Annotated in this window: 20 protein-coding genes and 1 tRNA gene; 6 read left to right on the forward strand and 15 right to left on the reverse strand. The window is 57.4% G+C overall.

The features are described 5' to 3' along the window. The first annotated feature begins 147 nt into the window (after positions 1-147). Positions 148-1,146, forward strand: coding sequence for a LacI family DNA-binding transcriptional regulator (locus ACR3EH_RS07630; protein WP_171184144.1), 999 nt, complete (start codon positions 148-150; stop codon positions 1,144-1,146). Here the strand turns inward: ACR3EH_RS07630 and ACR3EH_RS07635 are convergent, their stop codons facing one another. Continuing rightward, positions 1,147-2,280 (reverse strand): Gfo/Idh/MocA family protein, encoded by a 1,134-nt coding sequence (locus ACR3EH_RS07635; RefSeq protein ID WP_171184142.1) that lies wholly within the window; start codon positions 2,278-2,280, stop codon positions 1,147-1,149. A 38-nt stretch (positions 2,281-2,318) separates the two neighbouring features. Then, entirely contained in the window at positions 2,319-3,422 is a 1,104-nt protein-coding gene (locus ACR3EH_RS07640; RefSeq protein WP_171093464.1) for a Gfo/Idh/MocA family protein, read from the reverse strand. Between the two features lie 112 nt (positions 3,423-3,534). On the opposite strand from ACR3EH_RS07640, the gene iolC reads away from it, so the two are divergent. The 3 genes from iolC to ACR3EH_RS07655 are packed head-to-tail and all read left to right on the forward strand — an operon-like array spanning position 3,535 to position 6,197. Further along, on the forward strand, positions 3,535-4,515 hold the full coding sequence (iolC, locus tag ACR3EH_RS07645; protein WP_171184140.1) for a 5-dehydro-2-deoxygluconokinase: 981 nt from the start codon (positions 3,535-3,537) through the stop codon (positions 4,513-4,515). 9 nt (positions 4,516-4,524) lie between these two features. Continuing rightward, positions 4,525-5,361 carry a 5-deoxy-glucuronate isomerase gene (locus tag ACR3EH_RS07650; RefSeq protein WP_171184139.1) on the forward strand — a complete coding sequence of 279 codons (837 nt, stop codon included), beginning with the start codon at positions 4,525-4,527 and terminating at the stop codon, positions 5,359-5,361. Continuing rightward, on the forward strand, positions 5,358-6,197 hold the full coding sequence (locus ACR3EH_RS07655) for a class II fructose-bisphosphate aldolase (RefSeq protein WP_171184137.1): 840 nt from the start codon (positions 5,358-5,360) through the stop codon (positions 6,195-6,197). Before ACR3EH_RS07650 ends, ACR3EH_RS07655 begins: the two co-directional genes overlap by 4 nt. Positions 6,198-6,212: 15 nt before the next feature. Here ACR3EH_RS07655 and ACR3EH_RS07660 read toward each other — a convergent pair whose 3' ends face one another. The 13 genes from ACR3EH_RS07660 to ACR3EH_RS07720 all read right to left on the reverse strand — a co-directional run bounded on the left by ACR3EH_RS07660 (position 6,213) and on the right by ACR3EH_RS07720 (position 18,128). Next, entirely contained in the window at positions 6,213-6,992 is a 780-nt protein-coding gene (locus ACR3EH_RS07660) for a TIM barrel protein (protein ID WP_171184135.1), read from the reverse strand. Positions 6,993-7,019: 27 nt separating this feature from the next. Further along, complete coding sequence (locus tag ACR3EH_RS07665) at positions 7,020-7,778, reverse strand: SDR family NAD(P)-dependent oxidoreductase (RefSeq protein ID WP_171184133.1); 759 nt, start codon at positions 7,776-7,778, stop codon at positions 7,020-7,022. After that, a complete protein-coding gene (iolB, locus tag ACR3EH_RS07670) occupies positions 7,775-8,581 on the reverse strand; it encodes a 5-deoxy-glucuronate isomerase (protein ID WP_171184131.1) in 807 nt (268 codons plus the stop codon). The genes ACR3EH_RS07665 and iolB overlap by 4 nt, the downstream gene beginning before the upstream one ends. Positions 8,582-8,628: 47 nt before the next feature. After that, positions 8,629-9,810 carry a phytanoyl-CoA dioxygenase family protein gene (locus tag ACR3EH_RS07675; RefSeq protein WP_171675918.1) on the reverse strand — a complete coding sequence of 394 codons (1,182 nt, stop codon included), beginning with the start codon at positions 9,808-9,810 and terminating at the stop codon, positions 8,629-8,631. 48 nt (positions 9,811-9,858) lie between these two features. Beyond that, on the reverse strand, positions 9,859-10,758 hold the full coding sequence (gene iolE, locus ACR3EH_RS07680; protein WP_171093480.1) for a myo-inosose-2 dehydratase: 900 nt from the start codon (positions 10,756-10,758) through the stop codon (positions 9,859-9,861). After that, positions 10,755-12,587, reverse strand: coding sequence for a 3D-(3,5/4)-trihydroxycyclohexane-1,2-dione acylhydrolase (decyclizing) (iolD, locus tag ACR3EH_RS07685; protein WP_171647340.1), 1,833 nt, complete (start codon positions 12,585-12,587; stop codon positions 10,755-10,757). The genes iolE and iolD overlap by 4 nt, the downstream gene beginning before the upstream one ends. Positions 12,588-12,740: 153 nt before the next feature. Continuing rightward, a complete protein-coding gene (locus ACR3EH_RS07690; RefSeq protein ID WP_171093484.1) occupies positions 12,741-13,562 on the reverse strand; it encodes an ATP-binding cassette domain-containing protein in 822 nt (273 codons plus the stop codon). 1 nt (position 13,563) lies between these two features. Beyond that, a complete protein-coding gene (locus ACR3EH_RS07695; protein WP_171093486.1) occupies positions 13,564-14,670 on the reverse strand; it encodes an ABC transporter permease in 1,107 nt (368 codons plus the stop codon). Between the two features lie 68 nt (positions 14,671-14,738). Continuing rightward, positions 14,739-15,659 carry a sugar ABC transporter substrate-binding protein gene (locus ACR3EH_RS07700; RefSeq protein WP_171184126.1) on the reverse strand — a complete coding sequence of 307 codons (921 nt, stop codon included), beginning with the start codon at positions 15,657-15,659 and terminating at the stop codon, positions 14,739-14,741. 125 nt (positions 15,660-15,784) lie between these two features. Next, on the reverse strand, positions 15,785-16,798 hold the full coding sequence (gene iolG, locus ACR3EH_RS07705; RefSeq protein WP_171184123.1) for an inositol 2-dehydrogenase: 1,014 nt from the start codon (positions 16,796-16,798) through the stop codon (positions 15,785-15,787). 443 nt (positions 16,799-17,241) lie between these two features. After that, a tRNA-Arg gene (locus ACR3EH_RS07710) sits at positions 17,242-17,318 on the reverse strand. 21 nt (positions 17,319-17,339) lie between these two features. Continuing rightward, on the reverse strand, positions 17,340-17,816 hold the full coding sequence (locus ACR3EH_RS07715) for a GNAT family N-acetyltransferase (RefSeq protein WP_171184092.1): 477 nt from the start codon (positions 17,814-17,816) through the stop codon (positions 17,340-17,342). After that, positions 17,817-18,128 carry an ETC complex I subunit gene (locus ACR3EH_RS07720; RefSeq protein WP_171105518.1) on the reverse strand — a complete coding sequence of 104 codons (312 nt, stop codon included), beginning with the start codon at positions 18,126-18,128 and terminating at the stop codon, positions 17,817-17,819. Between the two features lie 269 nt (positions 18,129-18,397). Here ACR3EH_RS07720 and uvrB point away from each other — a divergent pair, with 269 nt between their 5' ends. Both uvrB and ACR3EH_RS07730 read left to right on the forward strand, forming a co-directional pair. Then, positions 18,398-20,584, forward strand: coding sequence for an excinuclease ABC subunit UvrB (gene uvrB, locus ACR3EH_RS07725; RefSeq protein ID WP_171184090.1), 2,187 nt, complete (start codon positions 18,398-18,400; stop codon positions 20,582-20,584). 76 nt (positions 20,585-20,660) lie between these two features. Then, positions 20,661-21,224, forward strand: a complete 564-nt coding sequence (locus ACR3EH_RS07730; protein ID WP_171184088.1) for a hypothetical protein — start codon at positions 20,661-20,663, stop codon at positions 21,222-21,224. Positions 21,225-21,233 lie beyond the last annotated feature (9 nt).

The raw sequence follows: 21,233 nt of genomic DNA on the forward strand, positions 1-21,233 counted from the left end.
ATAATTCACATTTCGATGAAGATTTTACGACTGAAGATCTGTCTTTTGATGTTTTGCAACCGGTTGCGGGAATTGGTCGATAATGCATAATGAACTTACAATGACAATCGCCTCAATGCCCCTTCCCTTTTGCCCTTGGAGCCACCCTTGAGCGTGACACTCAAAGACGTCGCTGCCCTTGCCGGTGTTTCGCGATCTGCTGTCTCTCGCACCTTCACCGAAGGCGCTTCGGTTTCGGCAAAAACACGCAGCAAAGTCGAAAAAGCGGCGCGCGAATTGGGTTACAGCCCCAACGCACTTGCTTCGTCTTTGACGACGGGGCGGACAAAGCTGATCGGCTTGATTTCGAACAACTTCCACAACCCCATTTTCCTTGAGGTCTTCGATCAATTCACACGCGCCTTGCAGGAACGCGGCCTGCGCCCATTGATCGTGAACCTAACGGATGAGACCGAGCCCGCCAATTCCGTCCGCATGTTGCGGCAATACTCGGTGGATGCTGCCATCGTGGCGTCGTCAACGCTGCCGCCGAGCTTTGCCAAAGCTTTTCACGACGCGGGCGTGCCCGTGGTGCATACATTTGGACGTTCGGCCACTTCACCCGAAGTGCATGTCGTCGGCATCGACAACGTGGAATGCGGGCGTATGGCCGCCCGTGAACTTTTGGCACGCGGGTACACACGCGTCGGCTATCTGGGCGGGCCCAAAGACGCGACCTCGGCCCTGGATCGACATCGCGGCTTTATGGAAGAGATGGCTGAGCACCCGGAGATTGAAGTAAACCATTGTTTTGCTGGGGCTTACTCTTTCGAGGCAGGGCGGGTCGAGATGCTGGGCCTTTTGACCAACAACCCAGCCCAGGCTTATTTCTGCGGTGACGACATCCTGTCGATTGGCGCACTTTCAGCGCTGAAGGATCACGGTTTGCAGCCGGGCAAAGATGTTGGAATCATTGGGTTGAACGACATGGAAATGTCGCGCTGGGAAAGCATCGACCTGACGACGATCCACCAGCCGATCAAGCAGATCATTACCTCATCCGTCGATCTAGTTGTCGAGATGTTGAAAGAGCCCCAGCGCTATCCCGAGGCCCGTATTTTCCCCTGCCGGGTGATTGAGCGGGGCACGTTGCGGCCCCGCCCCTGATCAGCGAAACATTGGCGGGCGGGCATCCTGCCACGCACCATCCGCTTTGCCCGAAGCAACAGCCGCATGGACAGCGGCGATGGAGCGGACCCCATCAGCCGCCCCCGGCAGCCCATCCCGGCTTTCACCACGAATTGCATCGGCCAGATCGCAATAGATATTGGCAACAGCCAGCGGGAACCCTTCGGGGTGCGCGATTGCGACCCGAGACAAGCGCTGAACCTCGTCGTGAAGTCCGCCCTCACCCTTTTCGATGATCTGAGTGCGCCCACCCACCGGGGTATAGATTAACTGGTTGGGTTGCTCGGACGCCCAGCGTAACCCGCCGGTTTCGCCAAAGACCTGAATGTCAAAGCCGTGTTGCCGCCCGATTGCCACCGATGACGTCCAAAGGCGTCCAACCGTGCCGCCCTCCATCCGGAAGTTGATCATTGCATCGTCTTCCAGTTCACGGCTCGCGATGGTCGAAGCCATATCGGCGGAAAGGGTCTTCACCTCGTCATCGCAGATAAAGCTGGCCATATGCAGCGCGTGGATACCGCAATCTGCGAACTGCCCCGAGACACCTGCCATCGCAGGATCATAGCGCCAGCGTACACGCGGGTTGTCTGCGTCGGTCGCATCGCCATGGTGGCCATGGCTGAAGTTCGTCACAACCAACCGCACCTTGCCGATGTCGCCTGCACGCACCATCGCACGCGCCTGACGCACCATCGGGTAAGCGGAATAGCAATAGTTCACCGCGCAGATCTTGCCCGAAGCTTCAGCGACGCGGACGATCTCTTCGCCCTCTTCAACCGTCATGGTCATCGGCTTTTCGCACAACACGTTAAAGCCCGCCTCAAGATACGCCTTGGCGATCTCGAAATGAGTCGAGTTTGGCGTGGCGATGGTCACCAGATCAATTCGATCATCCCGGTCTTTCTCGCCCGCCAGCATCTCTTGCCAGTTGCCATATGCACGGTCGGCAGCAACACCCAGTCGTTGCGCGTATTCGCGGCCCGCTTCGGGCCGGTGGTCCAGCGCGCCAGCAGCAAACTCAAACAGCCCGTCAGCCTGCGCGCCCAATCGATGGGCAGGCCCAATCTGGCTGCCTTCACCGCCTCCGATCATGCCCCATCTCAACTTAGCCATGGTCATCGTCTCTCTTTAGAATTTCATAGATTGAGCGATCAGAAATCGCTGATGTCTTTCCATTGTCGCTGGTCTGACGACGCCAAGGCGGCGGCCAGCACGCGGTTGACCTCGTGCCCGACACGGAAGGTCGGCCAGATCGCTTCTCCGGTGTGTATGGCCTGCAGAAAGTCCTTGGCCTCGATGATGATCTGGTCCTGATAGCCGGTGCCGTGACCCGGGCCCTGACAGAAGGGTTCATAATCCGGGTGCGCGGGACCTGTCAGAATCTTGGTGAACCCACGCGCGGCTTCGGGCCCTTCCCGCTTATACAGCCACAGCGCGTTCTGATCCTCCTGATCGAACCGGATTGCGCCCTTTGTGCCTGATATTTCATACGCATAGCCCATTTTACGACCCGTCGCGACGCGGCTGAAATACAGGTTGCCCATAACGCCGTTTTCGAACCGGCACATCATCTGGGCATGGTCGTCATTCGTGACTTCACCTCCGGGCCGAGTTTTATGCACGGTTTCCACATCGGCCATCACCTGAGCAATCGGTCCAACCAGGGCCATCGCTCCGTTCACCATATGCGGGGCCAAGTCGCCGATTGTGCCATTGGCCATGCCCGTTGTGCGCCACGTGGCGGGGGCCTGCGGATCAGCGTAAAAGTCCTCGGTGTGCTCACCCCGGAACCACGTGATGTCGCCGATCTCTCCATCGGCGATCAGTTGGCGGGCAAACTGGCTGGCGGGCGTGCGAATATAGTTGAACCCAACCATGTTCACAGCGCCTGCGGCTTCGGCCGCCGCAACCATTGCCTGACTGTCTTCCAGCGATGCACCCAAGGGCTTTTCACACAACACGGGCTTGCCCAGACCAAAAGCTGCTTCGGCAATCTGACGATGCGTGGATTGCGGTGAGGCGATCACAATGGCTTCGACCATGGGGTCTTTAACCAGCACACGCCAATCGTCAGTCGCGCGTTCAAAACCATAGGCCAGGCGGTAACGTTCAGCGCTTTCGGGGCTGGACGCACAAATGACTTCAAGCCGGGGCCTTAATGCGGTGTTGAAAACCGCGCCAACGGCCGACATGGCAACGGAATGAGCCTTGCCCATATAGCCGCCACCCACAATTCCAATTCCGATTTCAGGCATCTGCAACGGCTCCGAACATATCATTTGCAACCGGTTGCAAAATCAGTATCGTGTGAATCGATTCAGCGCAAGGTCCAAACTTTGCACACCCCACTTTGCCGGAGGACATGACTTGAGCGCTTTGATAGACGGTATCAAAGGAAACCGCTTCGCCGTTTTCGGGCGTGCTGGCATGGATATGTATGCGGACCCGATCGGTGTCAAAAGCGAGGACGCCGACACCTTCCATGCTGATCTGGGTGGTTCTTCAGCAAATATTTGCGCCGGGTTGGTCAAATTGGGCAGTCAGGCCTCTCTGATCACGTCAGTCTCAGACGATGCGGTCGGTCGCTTCTGCCTGAACCGCTTGCGCCACTATGGCGTAGACACCACCTATATCCGCGTTTTGGGCGGTGAATACCGTATGTCGCTGGCCGTCTACGAAAGCCGGACCGAAAACTTTCAGAATGTCATCTACCGCAACGGTGCCGTCGATTTTCAGGTCACCGAAGAGGACATGGACAAGGTCGATTATTCGTCCTTTTCGGCAGTCATTTCGGCGGGCACGGTCTTTGCATCCGAACCATCACGCAGCGCCACATTCCGTGCGTTCGAAAACGCGCGAGCTGTTGGCCTGCCAATCATATTCGATATCGACTACCGCCCCTACAGCTGGCCTTCGCCCGAGGTAGCCGCCGAAGTCTTGTCGCGGGCCGGTGAAGCCAGCGACCTGATCGTCGGCAATGACGAAGAGTTCGGGTTCATGGCTGGCGGTATCGACAAGGGCTTTGCCAAGGCCAAGCAGCTGGCAGAAAAACCCGGTCGGATCGTCATCTACAAAATGGGCGAAAAAGGTGCCGTCACGCTGCTGGACGGGCAAGAGATCGAAACCGGCATCTATCCGGTCACGGCCGTCAAACCCAATGGGGCAGGAGACAGTTTCATGGCGGGTCTATTGGCCTCAATTGCTGCGGGCCATGACTTGAGGGATGCTGTCATGCGCGGCTCGGCCTGCGCATCGATCGTTGTATCCCAGCCAGGATGCGCGCCAGCCATGCCCACGACCTCGGAATTAGACGCGTTCCTCGCCTCACACTCCGGCCCGACCACATAGGAGACACCCATGCACATCGCGCCCTATGACAATCAGAACAAGCCCATCGTCGATGCCGATGACCCAACGGTTCCGCTGAATTATTTCAACATCGTTAAGCTGAAAAAGGGTGAGGCGTTCGAATACCAGGTTCCCGGCTATGAAACCTGCATCGTACCAGCCACCGGCAGTGTCGATGTGGACGTTGAAGGCGTTGCCTTCCCGAAACTGGGTAACCGGGGCGAAGATGTCTGGGATGGCGAACCCGAAGGCGTCTATGTGCCTGTCGGCGCGAAAGTGCAAATGGTTTGCGTGTCAGATGAAACCGAAGTGTTCATTGCCGGCGCCAAATACGACAAGGTGCTGGACCCGTTTGATGTGCGCCAGCACGACCTTGTTCAATACGGCAGCGACGACACCAAAACCCATCGAAAGATCAAGCATATCCTCGGGCAAAAACAGCACGACAAAGTCGGCCGCCTGTTGGTGAGCGAGCTGTTTACAGTTGGTCAGGGCGGCTGGTCGGGCTTTCCCAGCCACAAGCACGACACCAACCGCCTGCCGGACGAAACGCGCCACGACGAGACCTATAATTTCCGCTTCAAACCCAACTGGGGCTCGGGGCTACAGATGTTGCAACGCGATGATAACGAACCCGGTGACGCCTATCACATCGTCGATGGCTCAACGATCTGCATCGACAAGGGCTATCATCCATGCTGCGTTCTGCCGGGCTATGAGATGTATTATTTCACCATCCTCGGCGGGCTGAGCCAACGCTCGCTGGTGCAGTATTTCCAACCCACACATGCCTATCAGATCGAAACGATCCCGGGCATCAAAGACATGATCGCGAAGTTCAAATGACCCTCGTCACACTGAAAGACGTCCTGCAACCAGCCTATGAACAGGGTTACGCCGTTGGCGGGCTGGTTACCCTCGGTTGGGAAGACATGCGCGCTTATGTGGCCGCTGCAGAAGCCGAGAATGCGCCTGTGATTTTGCAGGCCGGACCCAGCTGTCGCGAACACACACCACTTCCCATTTTAGGCAAGATGTTCCGTTATCTGGCCGAAAATGCCTCAGTCCCGGTCGTGGCTCATCTGGATCACGGGTACACGTTCGAAGACTGCAAGATCGCGCTGGACAGCGGGTTTACCTCTTTGATGTTCGACGGGTCCCGCAAGCCATTGCAACAGAATATTGACGAGACCGCCGCAATTGCCGAAATGGCCCACGCAGCAGGGATTTCCTGCGAAGGCGAAATCGGCTTTGTCGGATATTCGGGCGGCGAAGGATCGAACGGAACGGACCCAGAGGAAGCCGCTAAATTCGCACGTGAAAGCGGGGTGGACGCGATGGCGATTTCGGTTGGCAATGTTCACTTGCAGCAGAACAAAGAAGGTGGCCTGGACGAGGCGCGCATCGCCGAGATTGATGCCTTGACCGAGGTGCCTTTGGTCATTCACGGCGGGTCAGGCGTGCCGGTAGAACAGCGCAGCAAACTGGCACGAGAGACCTCGATCTGCAAGTTCAACATCGGGACGGAACTGCGTATGGCGTTTGGTCACGCCATGCGAGACGCCGTCAATCGTGATCCTGAAAGGTTTGATCGGGTCACCATACTGAAGGAAACCCACGACCCGGTCGAGGCCGCTGCCCGCACCGTAATCCGTGCCTTTGGCGCGCCACCCCAACGATAACGTCCGCGAGCGCCTTTAAATCGTAAAAGCAACCCGGAAGGCCTCAAGCGCCGTTTCCGGGTTGTCTGCTGCGAAAGCCTCCAGACCGACAGGTCCATGATACCCCATGTCATCCAGCGCCCTTGCAACGGCGGCATAATTGATCTCACCGGTTCCGGGTTCACACCGGCCGGGATTGTCAGCAACCTGAACTTCTCCGATCCATGGCAGGCATTTCTTGCACCAACGGACCAGATCCCCTTCACCGATTTGCGTGTGATATAGATCCAGATTGATGCGCAGACGTGGATGATTGACAGACGAAACCAGAGCCAGAACGTCTTCGGTCGACCCAAAGGGACAGCCGGGATGGTCCAGCAGGTTTAGGTTTTCCAACGTGAAAACAACATCTTCCTGTTCCGCCAGATCACAGATACGTTGCAGCGTGTCGCGCGCTGTCAGCCACATGTCACCGGTCACGACGTCATGTTGCCAGATGGGAATTCCACCATCGCCCAAACCAGTACCGTGTAGGTTCAGACGATCCACACCCAAGCGCTTGCCAACCTGCGCTGTCTCGCGCGCAGATCGCAGCAACATTTCAGCCCCTTCATCATCCGCAAGACGCCCCTGAAGATACCCGTTCATGATCGTGTAGTTCGCGCCAACGCTTTCGAGCTTGCCCAGATCCCACGAAGGCCAGTTCCAAAGGCCCACACCAAACCCCATTTCGGTCAGCCGCGCGGCACGCCAGTCTATGGGTTTGTCTAGCCAAAGCATTTCAGCGCACGCCGCAAGCTGAAAGGGTCTAGGCATGTCAGCTCTCCAGATGTTTCGACGTTCTCAGATCGAACCACCTTCGACCATGAAGTTCCCGGCGCTGCACATAGCGGCGTCGTCCGAGGCTAAAAACAGCACCATTCGGGCGACATAAACCGGTTCAATCGGGTCCGGCAGGCATTGCCGGTCCACCTGCTTGGCCAGCGCTTCGGGCGTGACCCACAAGTCTTTCTGACGGTCGGTCATGATCCAGCCGGGCACGACCGCATTCACACGGATTCGATAATCGCCCAACTCGCGCGCCATCGTGCGGGTCAGGCCGTGGACTGCTGACTTGGCCGTAGCATAAGCCGGGAAACCCGCCCCAGCCTCCCACCATGAGTTTGACCCGATATTGACGATCGAGCCTGCACCCTTCGCGATCATGCCGGGAGCCACCGACTGAATGGCAAAAAACATGTGGCGAATATTGGTCGCCATACGCTCATCCCAATACTCAGGCGTCACATCGCGCCAGTCGTGGCGGTCATCATGGGCGGCATTGTTGACCAACACATCCGCTTCACCCAACTCTTCAACCAACTGCCCCATTGCGGCGTTCATCGCCTCAATGTCGCGCAAATCGCATTGGGCAAACGCGTGCTCGCCTTCCAAGTCCGACAGCAGCGCAAGCCCAGCCTCAGCATTGAGGTCTAGGAACCCGACCTTGGCCCCCTGATTGGCAAAGGCCCTTACAGTTTCCGCACCAATTCCTCCGGCCCCGCCTGTAATGAGAACCGTCTTGCCTGCAAGGCATGGGTAATTGGCGAAATCTTTGCTCATCCGTCTCGCTCCATGATCCATTCGACCTCAGGGGCCGGTACAAAACGCCATTTTCGCAAAGGTCCGGCCATGACGTTCAAGTAGTACATCTCAAACCCATAGGGTGCGCCGCAAGGGTGATGACCGCGCGGGACAGTCACAACATCGCCATCGGATACGGCCATCGTTTCATCCAGTTGACCGTCATCGGTATAGACACGCTGAATTCCAAACCCATTGGCAGGGTTGAGTCGATGGTAATATGTCTCTTCCAGGTAGGTGATCCGGGGGAAGTCATCCTCGTCATGGCGATGACTGGGGTATGAAGACCAATGCCCGTTTGGTGTGAAGACCTCTGTCACCATAAGGCTATCGGCATAGTCCTCGTTCTCCATCGCGATGTTATTGATGTATCGCGTGTTCACACCCTTGCCGCGTTCGGTGAGTGTGATGCCATCAGGCCCGATCCGGCGCGCTTCATGACCGCCTTTGCCCGGCGCCGAACACACGGCCATTACGCAATCGGTCTCGGCGACAGCTTCCCATTCGGTGCCGTTGGGCAGGTACAAGCAATGCGGCGGCGTCTTTTCGAACACGTTCATCCTGTCGCCCAACACGCCCCAATCCTGCCCGGCACCAGTGATTTTCGCCTTGCCTTCGACCATCACTAGAATGACTTCCCGGTCTCCTGTGACTTCAGCCGCCCGATCCCCGGCCTTTAGGTGATAAAGCCCAAACCCTACATAACGCCATCCGGCGCTGGCCGGGGTTATGTCATGCACCTTGCCACGGGTGCCAAAGGGTTTTTTGAGCAGGTGTGCCATAGTTCTTCTCCGATTGGGGCGGGCTCAACGACCCGCCCGATTGGGCCTTATGCGGCCTGTCTGTTACGCAAGGCTGACAAAGCATCGGCCAATTCCGACTCGCTCCATCCCTCTGACACAGCGCGGCGCAGGATATCGGCCTGGCTGTCCGGCGCATTGCCACCAACCGGCGGGTCGGTGTCGAGGTTGGTTGGAAAGGGATAGCCCTCGGCGGTTGCTCCGATCGTAGCTTCGATTTCCAAGGCACTCAGATCACCACGTTGTTTCAAGGCCGCAAGTGCAGGAAACACGGCTTGAGACATGGCGGCACGGTCGACGGCTTCCATCGCGCGCCCGAACGCTGACGACACCTGAAGCAGATTGGCCATCCTGTGAATGTCGCTGCTGCTGTTTTCCCCCGCTGCGTGGAAAAGCGCGGGGTTGAAGAACACCGCATCGCCCTTGTTCAGTGGCAACTGGATGTAGGCCTGCTCGAAATGGTCCCTGTGCGCGGGGTCGTGGAAGGCGAGGTATCCGGGCGCGTAAAGCTGCGAAAAAGGTAGCAGCTTGGTTGGCCCGCTTTCGACCGGCATATCGCAATGCGCCACTGCCCCTTGCAAGGTTAGCGCAGCCGTCAGGTGATGGGCATGCGCCGGATACCGCGCTGCGCTGTCCGCAGTCTGGAACCCAAGATGGTAATCCCGATGCGCTTGCTGTGCTTTGCCGCCCGGACGCACCTGATTGACCTGCGCGGTCATCTGGTAATTCGGCCCCAGCCACGCCTCACACGCCGCTGCAACTGCAGCATTGCCGAAATAGAGTGCGAACCCTTCCGGATCACGCAGGCACTGTTTTTGCAGCGCATTCCAGATCCGGTCATTGGCACCTGACGCAACAAAGTGATCGCCCTCGCCGCCAGCGCCCTCGCGCTCTTCTTCGATGATCTCGCGGAAGACGTCGCTTGCCCGGTCGATCACCGAAGTATCTGCATAGGCACCTTTCAGAACGATCACGCCAGCAGATTTGCCCAGAACCCTTGCCCATTCTGCCAGAAGGGACTTTCGCTGATCGGCATCTGTCAACGCAGTGCGCAACACGTCCATGTCATATACTGGCACGTTCTTTTCCACCGCTACGGCATAAGGAACCGCATCGGCTGTCAGGTTTTGCGAGGTCAACACCTTGAATTCATCCAGATCACAGGATTCCCGGTCGAAATACCCGACATACCCAAGTTCCTGTTGGACCATGACATACTCCTCTCTCATGGCTTCGGTGTTGCCCCGTGGGGCGGTGATTTAAGTGCTGATCTCCAAACCTGCCTTGCCGCAAACTTCGACGATGTGGTCGTAGCCCATTTTGGAGTACTCGTAGGGCGGCGCCTTGGCGGGGTCCTGTTCTGCCTCGACCACGATCCAACCGTTGTAATCCATCGCTTTCAATGCATTTGCGACGGCCTGAAAATCGATGCAGCCATCGCCAGGCACGGTGAAGGCTCCTGCGATCACTGCATCCAGGAAGCTGCGGTTGTTCTCACGCGTGTCTTGCACAACATCAGGGCGGATGTCCTTGAAGTGAACGTGATGTACGCGATCACCCCAGCGGTTCAGCGTGGCCATCACATCGCCACCACCGAACAGCAAATGGCCGGTATCGAAACACAGCTTCAGTTCGGGGCCTGACCCCTCCATCAGCCAGTTCACCTCATCCTCGCTTTCGATGATTGTGCCCATGTGATGGTGATACGCCATCGGCATACCTTGATCAGCCTTCCACTTGGCCAACTCGCTCAGCTTGGCGGCATAGGCCAGAACCTCGTCTTTGGACAATTTGGGGCGGGCATTGACCGGCGTGCCGATCTGCCCCTGAACGGTATTGGAGCATTCGGCATAAACGATGCACGGGCTGTTCAGCGCAACAAACTGCTCTACTTGCTCACGAACAGCAGCCACCTCGGCGTCAAAGTCGTTGACCAAGGTTGCTCCCGAACACCAACCGCCACAAAGCGCGATATCGTTGGCGTCCAGATAGGCACGCAAGCCTTCGGTGTCGCCGGGCATCCGCTGGCCACGCTCGACGCCGGTATAGCCAATCTCGCGCGCTTCTTTCAGCGCCTGTTCCATCGTATAGGCCGCAGTCAAATCCGGCAGGTCGTCATTCTGCCACGCAATCGGAGAGATACCGATCTTCACGCTCATTTCGTGTTTCTTTCCTTGATGGCGACTTCATAAGCCGCGCGTTTTTCATTCACTTCCGGACGGATGCTGACCTCGGGCACAGCCACTTCCCACCACGTTCCGCCATACTCGGTCGAGGGGTACGGGTCGGTGTCGATCACCACAACGTATGGGCCTTTGATGTCACCGCGTTTGGCCAGCGCGTCCTCAAGCTCGGCAATTGAGCTGACCTTGACAGAGGTGGCCCCCATCGCTGCCGCATGGGCCGCAAAGTCGATGGCAGAAGCCGTTTCGTGGACTGTGTGATCGAGAAGGTTGTTAAACTCGGCCCCGCCCGTGCCCATCTGCAAGCGGTTGATGCAGCCGAAACCGCGGTTGTCGGTGACAACAACGGTGAAGGATATCCCCATCATCGCTGCCGTCGCCATTTCGGAATTCGCCATCATGTAAGTGCCGTCACCGGTAAAGCAGATCACATCCCGGTCCGGCTGGGCCATTTTGATCCCCATCGCGCCCGCGATCTCATAGCCCATACAGCTGAAACCGTATTCCATGTGATAGGCCCCTGGGCGCGGTGCTTTCCACAGCTTGTGCAGCTCGCCCGGCATCGTGCCTGCGGCACACATCGCCACGGTGTTTTCATTGGCGGCCCGCTGCACCGCACCGATCACTTGCATATCCGTCGGCAGCGCATTGCTGTCTTTTGGCGCATCGGTCAGCGCATCAACCTTGCCAAACCAGTCGGACTTCAACGTCGCAGGCAGGTCCGGCGCACGATGGTTACCCAACGCTTCAGTGAGTTCTCCCAAACCAACGCGCGCGTCGGATTGCAACGGCATTGCGCCATGCTTTTCGGCATCATAAGCGGCGGTATTCAGGCTGATCAGTTTACGTTCGGGGTTGGCAAACAGACCCCAGGACCCGGTGGTGAAATCCTGAAATCGAGTGCCAACGCCCAGCACAAGATCAGCCTCGGCGCAGATGTCGTTGGCGGGTTCGCCACCAGTCACACCAATGGGCCCCAGGTTCAGCGGATGATCCCATGCCAATGCGGATTTCCCCGCCTGTGTTTCGGCCACCGGGATGTTGTGCGCCTCGGCAAAGCTTTGCAGCGCGGGGGTTGCGTCCGAATAATGCACGCCGCCACCCGCGACGATCACAGGGCGTTTGGCCGCCTTGATTGCCGCCACAGCCCGCGCCAGCTCACCCTCATCCGGGCGAATGCGACGCTGATACCAGACGCGAGGCTCAAAGAAGCTTTCGGGATAATCATATGCCTCGGCCTGTACATCCTGGCAAAAGGCCAAGGTGGCCGGACCGCAGTCCGCCGGGTCCGTCATGGTACGGAAGGCGCGCGGCAAAGCCGTCAGCAGGTGTTCCGGGCGCGTGATGCGGTCGAAATAGCGGCTGACCGGTCTGAAACAGTCATTTGCACTGATGGTTCCATCCGAGAACACTTCGGGTTGCTGCAAAACCGGATCAGGACCACGCGTTGCGAACACATCTCCGGGCAGTAGCAAAACAGGCAGGCGGTTCACATGGGCCAGAGCGGCAGCGGTAACCATATTGGTGGCCCCCGGCCCGATCGACGAGGTCACAGCCATCGCTCGCTTGCGGCCCAGTTGCTTGGCATAGGCAATCGCACAATGCGCCATGGTCTGTTCGTTATGGCCACGATAGGTGGGCAGGCTGTCTTTCACACCATGCAGCGCCTCACCCAAACCGGCAACGTTGCCATGGCCGAAAATGGCCCAGACACCTGCGATAAAGGGCTCTCCGGCCTCGTTCATCTGCGCCCCAAGATAACGCACCAGAGCCTGCGCCGCTGTCAGTCGGACTGTCTTGCTCATCATGATCCCTTTCAACTTGAAACCGCTGCCAGCGGCCCACAGGTTGCTTTTTTACGAAGATGTCAGGCCAATGCCTCAAGCCTGAATTGAGTGTGAGCTCAGGTGTCACCGCCCGTTCGGATGCCCTCGAAAGGGCATCCGGGTGTTCAAAGTTTAGACTGTACCGCCCAAAGACCCTTCCAGCTCGGCCATTTCCTGACCACCGGCCATCAGGTCCTGCAACTGTTCAGGGGTAATCTCACCACGGGTCGCCGTACCCAGCGTTTTGCCTCGATTAAGCACCGTAAACCGGTCACCCACTGCCAAAGCGTGGCGCACGTTATGGCTGATGAAGACCACGCCAACCCCCTGACTGCGTACCTTGTCGATAGTCGCCAGAACGTTCGAGGTTTGACGTACGCCAAGGGCCGAGGTCGGTTCGTCCAAGATCAGAATCTTGGCACCAAAATACACGGCACGAGCAATGGCGACGGTCTGCCGCTCGCCACCTGACAAGGTGCCCACGGCCTGATCCGGCCCGCGCAGGTTGATGCCCATTTTGCGCATCTCTTCCATGCAGACATCATTCGCCTGTTCGACATCGAAGCGCTTCATCAGGCCCTTACCTTTGGTCGGTTCGCGCCCCATGAAGAAATTGCGCGTGACGCTCATCAGCGGGATCATCGCCAGATCCTGGAACACGGTCGCAATGCCCGCCTCCATCGCATCCCGAGGCGTGTCGAAATGCAGCGGTTTGCCTTCGAAGAAGATCTCGCCCTTGGTGGGTTTGTGCACGCCCGACATGGTCTTGATAAAGGTCGATTTCCCTGCACCGTTGTCGCCCAGCAGGCAATGACATTCACCCGGTTTGACGTCAAAGCTGACGCCCGCCAAAGCGATGATGTTGCCAAAGTGCTTTTCGATGTTCTTCATTTCCACGATGGGCGCCACATCAGTCGCCGCATCGCCGTGGTGGAACTTGGTATCTTCGGTCATATCAACGCTCCCCGGTTACGCGTTTACGGATCGCGTTGTTGAACAGAACCGCAATCAACAGCATCGCGCCAAGGAAAACCTGGAACCAGTCCTGATCGAAGTCCGTATACGTCAGTCCGATGACAACCATACCGAAGATGATCGCACCAAAGAACGCGCCAATGGCCGAGCCATAACCACCGGTCAGCAGACAGCCGCCGATTACGGCTGCGATGATCGCCTCAAACTCTTTCTGGAACCCACGACGTGCGTCGGTCGAACCAGCGTCGATTACGGTAATGATGGCGACCAGTGCGGCACAGCAGGCGGTCAGCATGAACAGCGAAACTTTGACCCGGTTCACCGGCACACCAGAGTTTGACGCCGCCGTGCTGTCACCGCCCGACGCGAAAATCCAGTTCCCTGCCGGGGTACGCAACAGCACGTAAGTGGCTGCAAGCGCCAGCACGATGAACCACAGGATTTCGACCGGAATTCCGGGCACTTTAGGCGCACCGCTTTTGAAGGTTTCGATCATGCCTTTCTCGGCCAACCAGGTAAACAGGCCGCCGAAAGCCTCGCCTGAAAAGAACGGAGCCAGCCAGTCGTTCTCAACCACGTCACGAACGCCACGCAACTGCGTCGATCCTCCGGTGGCGGCCTTCAGGCCAACCAACGACAGACCGCGTAGAATGAACAGGAAAGCCAGGGTCACGATGAAGGATGGCAGACCTGACCGGATCACGATGTTTCCGTTTATCGCCCCGACAAATGCTGCGAAAACAAAAGTCATTGGGATCGCGACGATCAGAGGCAACTGCCAGGTGACCACACAGACGCCAAAGAACAGGCCCGCAAACGCCACCATCGAGCCGATGGACAGGTCAAACTCCCCCCCGATCATCAACAGCGCGGCACCGATGGCCAGAATTCCCAACTGTGCGGCAGGTGTCATGAAATTCATGATCCCGGCCAGGGTAAACATCGAGTCGTCTGCTGTGATGGCAAAAAAGATTACCACCAGCACGACACCGGCCATCGCACCGAGTTCGGGCCGCTTCATGAGTTTGGTCATGAAAGGCTCTTTTTTGACCCTTTCGTCCCCGGCGACTTGAGCTGAGTCACTCATCGTTTCCTCCCATTTGGGTTGGAACGGCGCTGCTGCGCCGTCCCAGTTTATTCAGGTTCCGGAATGGATCAGCGAATGCCCTGCGAGGACAGTTCGATCACCTGAGCGGCCTTCTCCTGAGTCACCAGGTTGGGACCTGAAGGAACATTACCACCGGGCATCAGGCCGTATTTGGCGTGCAGGCCCATAAAGTTCACCGACAAGTACCCTTGCAGATACTGTTGCTGATCAATGGCAAAGGCGGCGTCACCGTCCGCGATCGACTGCAGGAAGTTGGCCGACAGGTCAAAGGACGCAACATTCACATCCCGGCCCGAGCCCTTGACGGCAGCAACAGTCGGCTCACCGGCCGAGCTTGCACCCAATGCCATCACAGTATCGACCGCTTCGTTTGCAGCCAGAGCAGCGGCAACTTTCGACTCGATTTCCGACGGGTCATTCGAGGTCGGAAGAACTTCGACATCACCACCGAAACCTTCCGCAAAACCTGCACACCGCAGGTCCAGCGCAACGTTGCCCACTTCGTGGTTCACACAGATCGCCGTTTTGCCACCCATTGCTGCCAGTTCTTCACCAGCGGCCTTGCCGGCGTCAAATTCGTCCTGACCCACATGCAGCAGCGCACCCAGTTCTTTCGAGACGTCCGAACCCGAGTTGATCGAGATCACCGGGATTCCGGCAGCTACGGCACGTTCAATTGACGGGCCAAGCGCATCCGCATCCGGGATCGAGACGATCAGGCCGTCGGGCTCCTGGTTCACGGCAGCATCAATCAACTGCGACATCGCCACCATGTCAAAAGTTTCTGGTGCACGGTATTCGACGTTCACGCCGACATCCTTACCAGCCTGCTCGACGCCGTTTTTCACAACGTTCCAGAATGCGTCGTTGGCCTGGCCGTGCGATACGACCACGATTTCCTGTGCAAACGCAGGTGTCGCCAGGGCCAAAGCCCCTGCAGCTAGCGCGCCTTTCACAAATTTCTTCATTTCAGTTTCCTCCCATGATTTCAGTCTGATCTTAAGTCGAGGGACCAACCCCGATCATCCGGCTGTGCCGAATCTGATTGGCTGCGGCACAAAAACCGAGCTGACGTAAGTTTGAAGAATTTCGATCATTTTGCAACCGGTTTCAAAATTTCTTCCATCCGAACCGGTTGTCCGGATTGCATCGACAGTGTCGCGGCCTCGGCCATGGCAAGCGCGGCAACACCGTCTTTCAACGAAACAGGAACCTTTGAACCGTTCACAACAGCGTCGACAAACGCGGCCCATTCCACCTTGTAAGCGGGCATGTAACGTTCGAGAAAGAAATAGGTTGGCTTTGCCCCGACAACGCCCTCTGCCGTCGATTTGACCACCGTATTTTCCAGCATGTTCTGCGCTTGCAGCAATCCGCCTGAACCCAGCAACTCGACCCGCTGGTCATAACCATAGGCCGCACGGCGCGAGTTCTTGATAACAGCAATACGACCATCTGCATAAGTCATTGTCACCGCAGCGGTATCCACATCACCAGCCGCGCCAATCTCGGCATCTACAAGAGACGACCCGACGGCAGTAATGACAACCGGAACCTCGCCCATAAGATAGTTTGCCATGTCGAAATCGTGGATCATCATGTCCCGAAACAGCCCGCCCGACACTTTGACATAGCTGACTGGAGGCGGTGCCGGGTCAAACGAGGTGATCGACAGCAGCTCTGCTTTGCCGATTTCACCCGCCTCTAAACCTGCTTTCAATGCCGAAAAATTGGGGTCGAACCGGCGGTTAAACCCAATCATCACAGGCTTACTCCGCCCAGACACAGCATGAAGACATTGCGCAGCACGTTCCAAGCTCAGATCAACCGGCTTTTCACACAACACGGCTTTGCCTGCGGCTGTGGCAGCTTCAATCAAGTCAGAATGCGTATCGGTTGGCGTTGCGATCAGAACAGCATCAATTTGGGTGTCTGCAATGATCTCGTCCGACCCACGCGCCTGCGCCCCGTATTCGCCGGCAAGGCTTTCTGCCGCTTCTGGCACGGCGTCTGAAACAGCACAGAGCTTGCTGCTTGGGTGGGCCGAAATGGCCTGCGCATGTACCCGTCCGATGCGTCCGGCGCCCAGCAAACCAACCTTCAACATGCAGCTCTCCCGAATCTAGTTGTTGGACGTAACAATGATTCTGTTTGCAACCGGTTGCAATATCTTTTTTCAACGGATCAGTAATCTTTGCGACGCCCCCTGCGAAGGGGTCTCCAAACAAGGTCTACCGTGGTCTTCCGATGATACACCACGCGCCGAATTCCGCGCATTTGCGCGTCTACGGGAATCCCCCAATTTCCGAACGCGGTGAAACAGGGTAGGTTTCAATTAAGGAACACACACACTACCACTCTGTGACCCCTTAAAAGGGGCTGGCATGACCCCCTCGTCCAGCCCCTTAAACTTTCCGATACCTGTACTGATCAACCCGCCGCATGGTGGCTTCAGAAACATGTCCGCACCCAACGAAACAACGAGTCGTTTTGGCGACAGAGCAAAACGAGACTGCGCGCTTCATTGGTTTCAAGTGTTTCGTATGAAGATGGCGATCCCTGAAGGACTCGAACCCTCAACCTGCTGATTAGAAGTCAGCTGCTCTATCCAGTTGAGCTAAGGGACCGCTGCGCCCTTCTTGCGGTTTTTATTGTCCGGGTTCAAGGGCCAAGCGCATGAAGGCGCTGTTTGGGTCGTCCTGATAGCCAAAGATCGGGCCGCAATAGGAATATCCCAATGTCTCATAAAGCTTGCGGGCGGCTTCATATTCGGAAAGATGGGCTGCTCCGGTCTCCAGAACCAGGGCCTCAATCCCCTCGGCACGTGCCAAGTCTGCCAAGTGCTGCATCATCAGCCGCGCCAAACCACGGCCCCGCGCCTGCGCTAGAATATGCACTGACTTCACCTCGGCGGTTCCGTCGGGCAGCATCTTCATCGCGCCACACCCTAAAGGTTGCTGACCCTCATAAATCGCCCAGAACTGAATCCCCGGCCCGGCCAGCGACTCGGCGTCCATTGTATGGTTGCTTTCGGCAGGACCTGCCGTTTCGCTATGAGCAAAATGCGCGTCCACCACGGCGCGAAGTGCGTCCGAGGTTGGATCGGCCCTGCGAATCTCAATCATTCAGTGGGTCCAGGGGCCGCGCCGGTCGGTGGCGAAATTCTCGCCATAGCCACGGGCGCGCAGATTTGGTTTGCGCTTGTGCGGTTCGCTGACCTGCACTTCGATACCGTTGTCCTTGGCGTAGTCCAACGCCTCTTCCTTGGTGTCGAATTTCAGGCGCACCTGTGTCTGCGTGTCATTGGACGACGTCCAGCCCATCAGCGGATCGACCTCACGCGCCGAGGCCGGGGCGTATTCAAGAACCCATTTGCGGGTTTTGGCCATCCCCGAAGTCATCGCGTTTCGCGAAGGCTGGTAAATCCGTGCGCGCATGTCGCCTCTCCGTACTCACTTGGCTCAGCCGTTTATGCGTCAGAGAGCGTCCGGGGGCAAGATTGCAATTGTCGCGGCTGTTGCCCGCAAACTAATGTCAGAAATTGTCATTGGCCCGGGATAAATCAGAGACACATCAAACGTCGGGACATCACAATGATTCACCAACCGCATGGCATCCGACTGTGTTGAGCGCAATGAATCCGGATCAGCCCTTGCAGACGGACAAAATAAGAACAAATGTAGGGGCCTGACTGCGGAGCCTGCCGATGCCTTACGCCCATTCCGACAAGACCCAACTGACCGCCGACGACGTGCGCGCCCGCCTGAAACTGGAAGGCGGCAAGCAGTTTGTGATGCACACCGAGTTCAACCCGGCAGGTGACCAACCGACGGCCATCAGGGAACTGGCTGGCGGCGTATTGGACGGCGAGCGCGATCAGGTTCTGCTAGGTGCGACGGGGACGGGTAAAACATTCACCATGGCCAAGGTGATCGAGGAAACCCAGCGCCCAGCCATCATCCTTGCACCGAACAAAACACTGGCCGCGCAGCTTTACGGAGAGTTCAAAGGCTTCTTCCCCGAAAACTCAGTGGAATACTTCGTCTCGTATTACGACTACTACCAACCCGAAGCTTATGTGCCGCGCTCGGACACGTACATTGAGAAAGAATCCCAGATCAACGAACAGATCGACCGGATGCGCCACTCGGCCACGCGGGCGCTGCTGGAACGTGACGATGTGATCATCGTGGCGTCAGTATCTTGCATCTATGGTATCGGTTCGGTCGAGACCTATGGGGCGATGACGCAGGATCTGAAGGTCGGCAACGAATACGACCAGCGGCAAGTAATGGCCGATCTGGTCGCCCAGCAATACCGCCGAAACGATCAGGCATTTCAGCGTGGATCGTTCCGGGTGCGGGGCGATTCACTGGAAATCTGGCCCGCCCACCTTGAGGACCGCGCCTGGAAGCTGTCCTTCTTCGGCGAGGAACTGGAACAGATCACCGAGTTCGACCCTCTGACCGGGGAACGCGCCGCGACGATGGAGCAGGTGCGCGTTTATGCGAACTCGCACTACGTGACGCCTAAACCCACGATGCAGCAGGCGATCATCGGGATCAAAAAGGAACTACGCATCCGGCTGGACCAACTGGTGGGCGAAGGCAAATTGCTGGAGGCTCAACGGCTGGAACAGCGCACCAATTTCGATTTGGAAATGCTCGAGGCTACTGGCGTCTGCAACGGGATCGAGAACTATTCGCGCTACCTCACGGGCCGCGCTCCGGGTGAACCGCCCCCGACCCTGTTCGAATTCATTCCCGACAACGCCATTGTCTTTGCCGACGAATCCCACGTCAGCGTTCCGCAGATCGGCGGCATGTACCGGGGAGACTATCGGCGCAAATTCACGCTGGCCGAACACGGGTTCCGCCTGCCGTCCTGCATGGATAACCGACCCCTGAAGTTCGAAGAATGGGACGCCATGCGCCCGCAATCCGTCTTCGTCTCGGCCACGCCGGCCAAGTGGGAGATCGAACAGACCGGCGGCGTCTTCACCGAACAGGTGATCCGCCCCACCGGCCTGCTGGACCCCGAGGTCGAGATCCGCCCTGTCTCCATGCAGGTCGACGACCTGCTGGACGAGGTGCGCAAGGTCGCCGCCAACGGCTTCCGCACGCTGGTCACCACCCTGACCAAGCGCATGGCCGAGGATCTGACCGAATACCTGCACGAACAGGGCATCAAAGTCCGCTACATGCATTCCGACATCGACACGCTGGAACGCATCGAAATCCTGCGCGACCTGCGGTTGGGGGCATTCGATGTGCTGGTCGGCATCAACCTGCTGCGCGAGGGGCTCGACATCCCCGAATGCGGCCTGGTCGCCATTCTGGATGCGGATAAAGAGGGCTTTTTGCGGTCCGAGACCTCTCTGGTGCAAACCATCGGCCGCGCTGCGCGTAACGCTGATGGTCGGGTGATCATGTATGCCGACAAGATCACCGGTTCGATGGAGCGCGCGCTGAACGAGACCAACCGCCGCCGTGCCAAACAGCTCGCCTATAACGAGGAACACGGCATCACCCCCGAGACGGTGAAAAAGAATGTCGAGGACGTTCTGGCAGGTCTCTACGAAGGCGACGTCGACATGAACCGCGTCACCGCCACCATCGACAAACCGATGCACGGCGCGAATTTGGAAGCGCATCTGGACGGGTTGCGCGAGAAGATGCGCAAGGCCGCCGAGAACCTGGAATTCGAAGAGGCCGCCAATATCCGGGACGAGATCAAACGTCTGGAAGCGGTCGATCTGGCCGTCGCCGACGACCCCATGGCGCGGCAATGGGCGGTCGAGAAAGCCTCGGAAGACGCAGTGAAGTCGCGCGGACGGTCAACGGCTGGCAGGCCGGGGCAGCGGGGTGGGAATGTGAAGCGGCGGAAAAGGTAATCTTTTCAACTATTCTTTGGGTTGAATTACCGCAGCGATCATAACATCGTGCGGCAAGGTAAGTCTCGGAAAAATAATGAAGTACCTTTGGTTTCATCTTTTTATTGCTACAACCTTAGCGCTAACGGCGTGTGGTGAAATCCAGGATCACTCAAAAATTAGAACTACTTCTAAATCAATTAACGGCGAGTACATTGCTGGTGTCGGAGATACCGTACTCACCATAGAAAACACTGAAAGCCTACCGAATGCATTTGGGGCAGCCGATATTTTGGGACGAACGCGACCAACAGGGACTACCACTGTGTACTTCAATGGATACTCAAATGGGAAAGCTCAGTTTGTGCGCAGGGACGTTTTGATTCACAGCTCAAAAACTACGGTAAATAGCACGCCGCTAATTGTTAACCCAAGTAGTCAGAGTACTTTCTCAGGAAACATCGGCGGTATTCCTTATTATGGATCCATCAGTACGAGTACCTATCCTATTATTGTTCCTCCGAATACACCTCAGGACCAAGTTGCAGGTATTCGCGACATCAACATTGCGGCCCAAGTTGGTGATCAAATTTTCGTAGCTGGCAGGGATATAATAATCACGGCCGCATCTCCCAACCAGGTTAAGTACACAATTCAGTAATCCAAGAGC

Source organism: Ruegeria sp. BG7 (assembly GCF_056535685.1).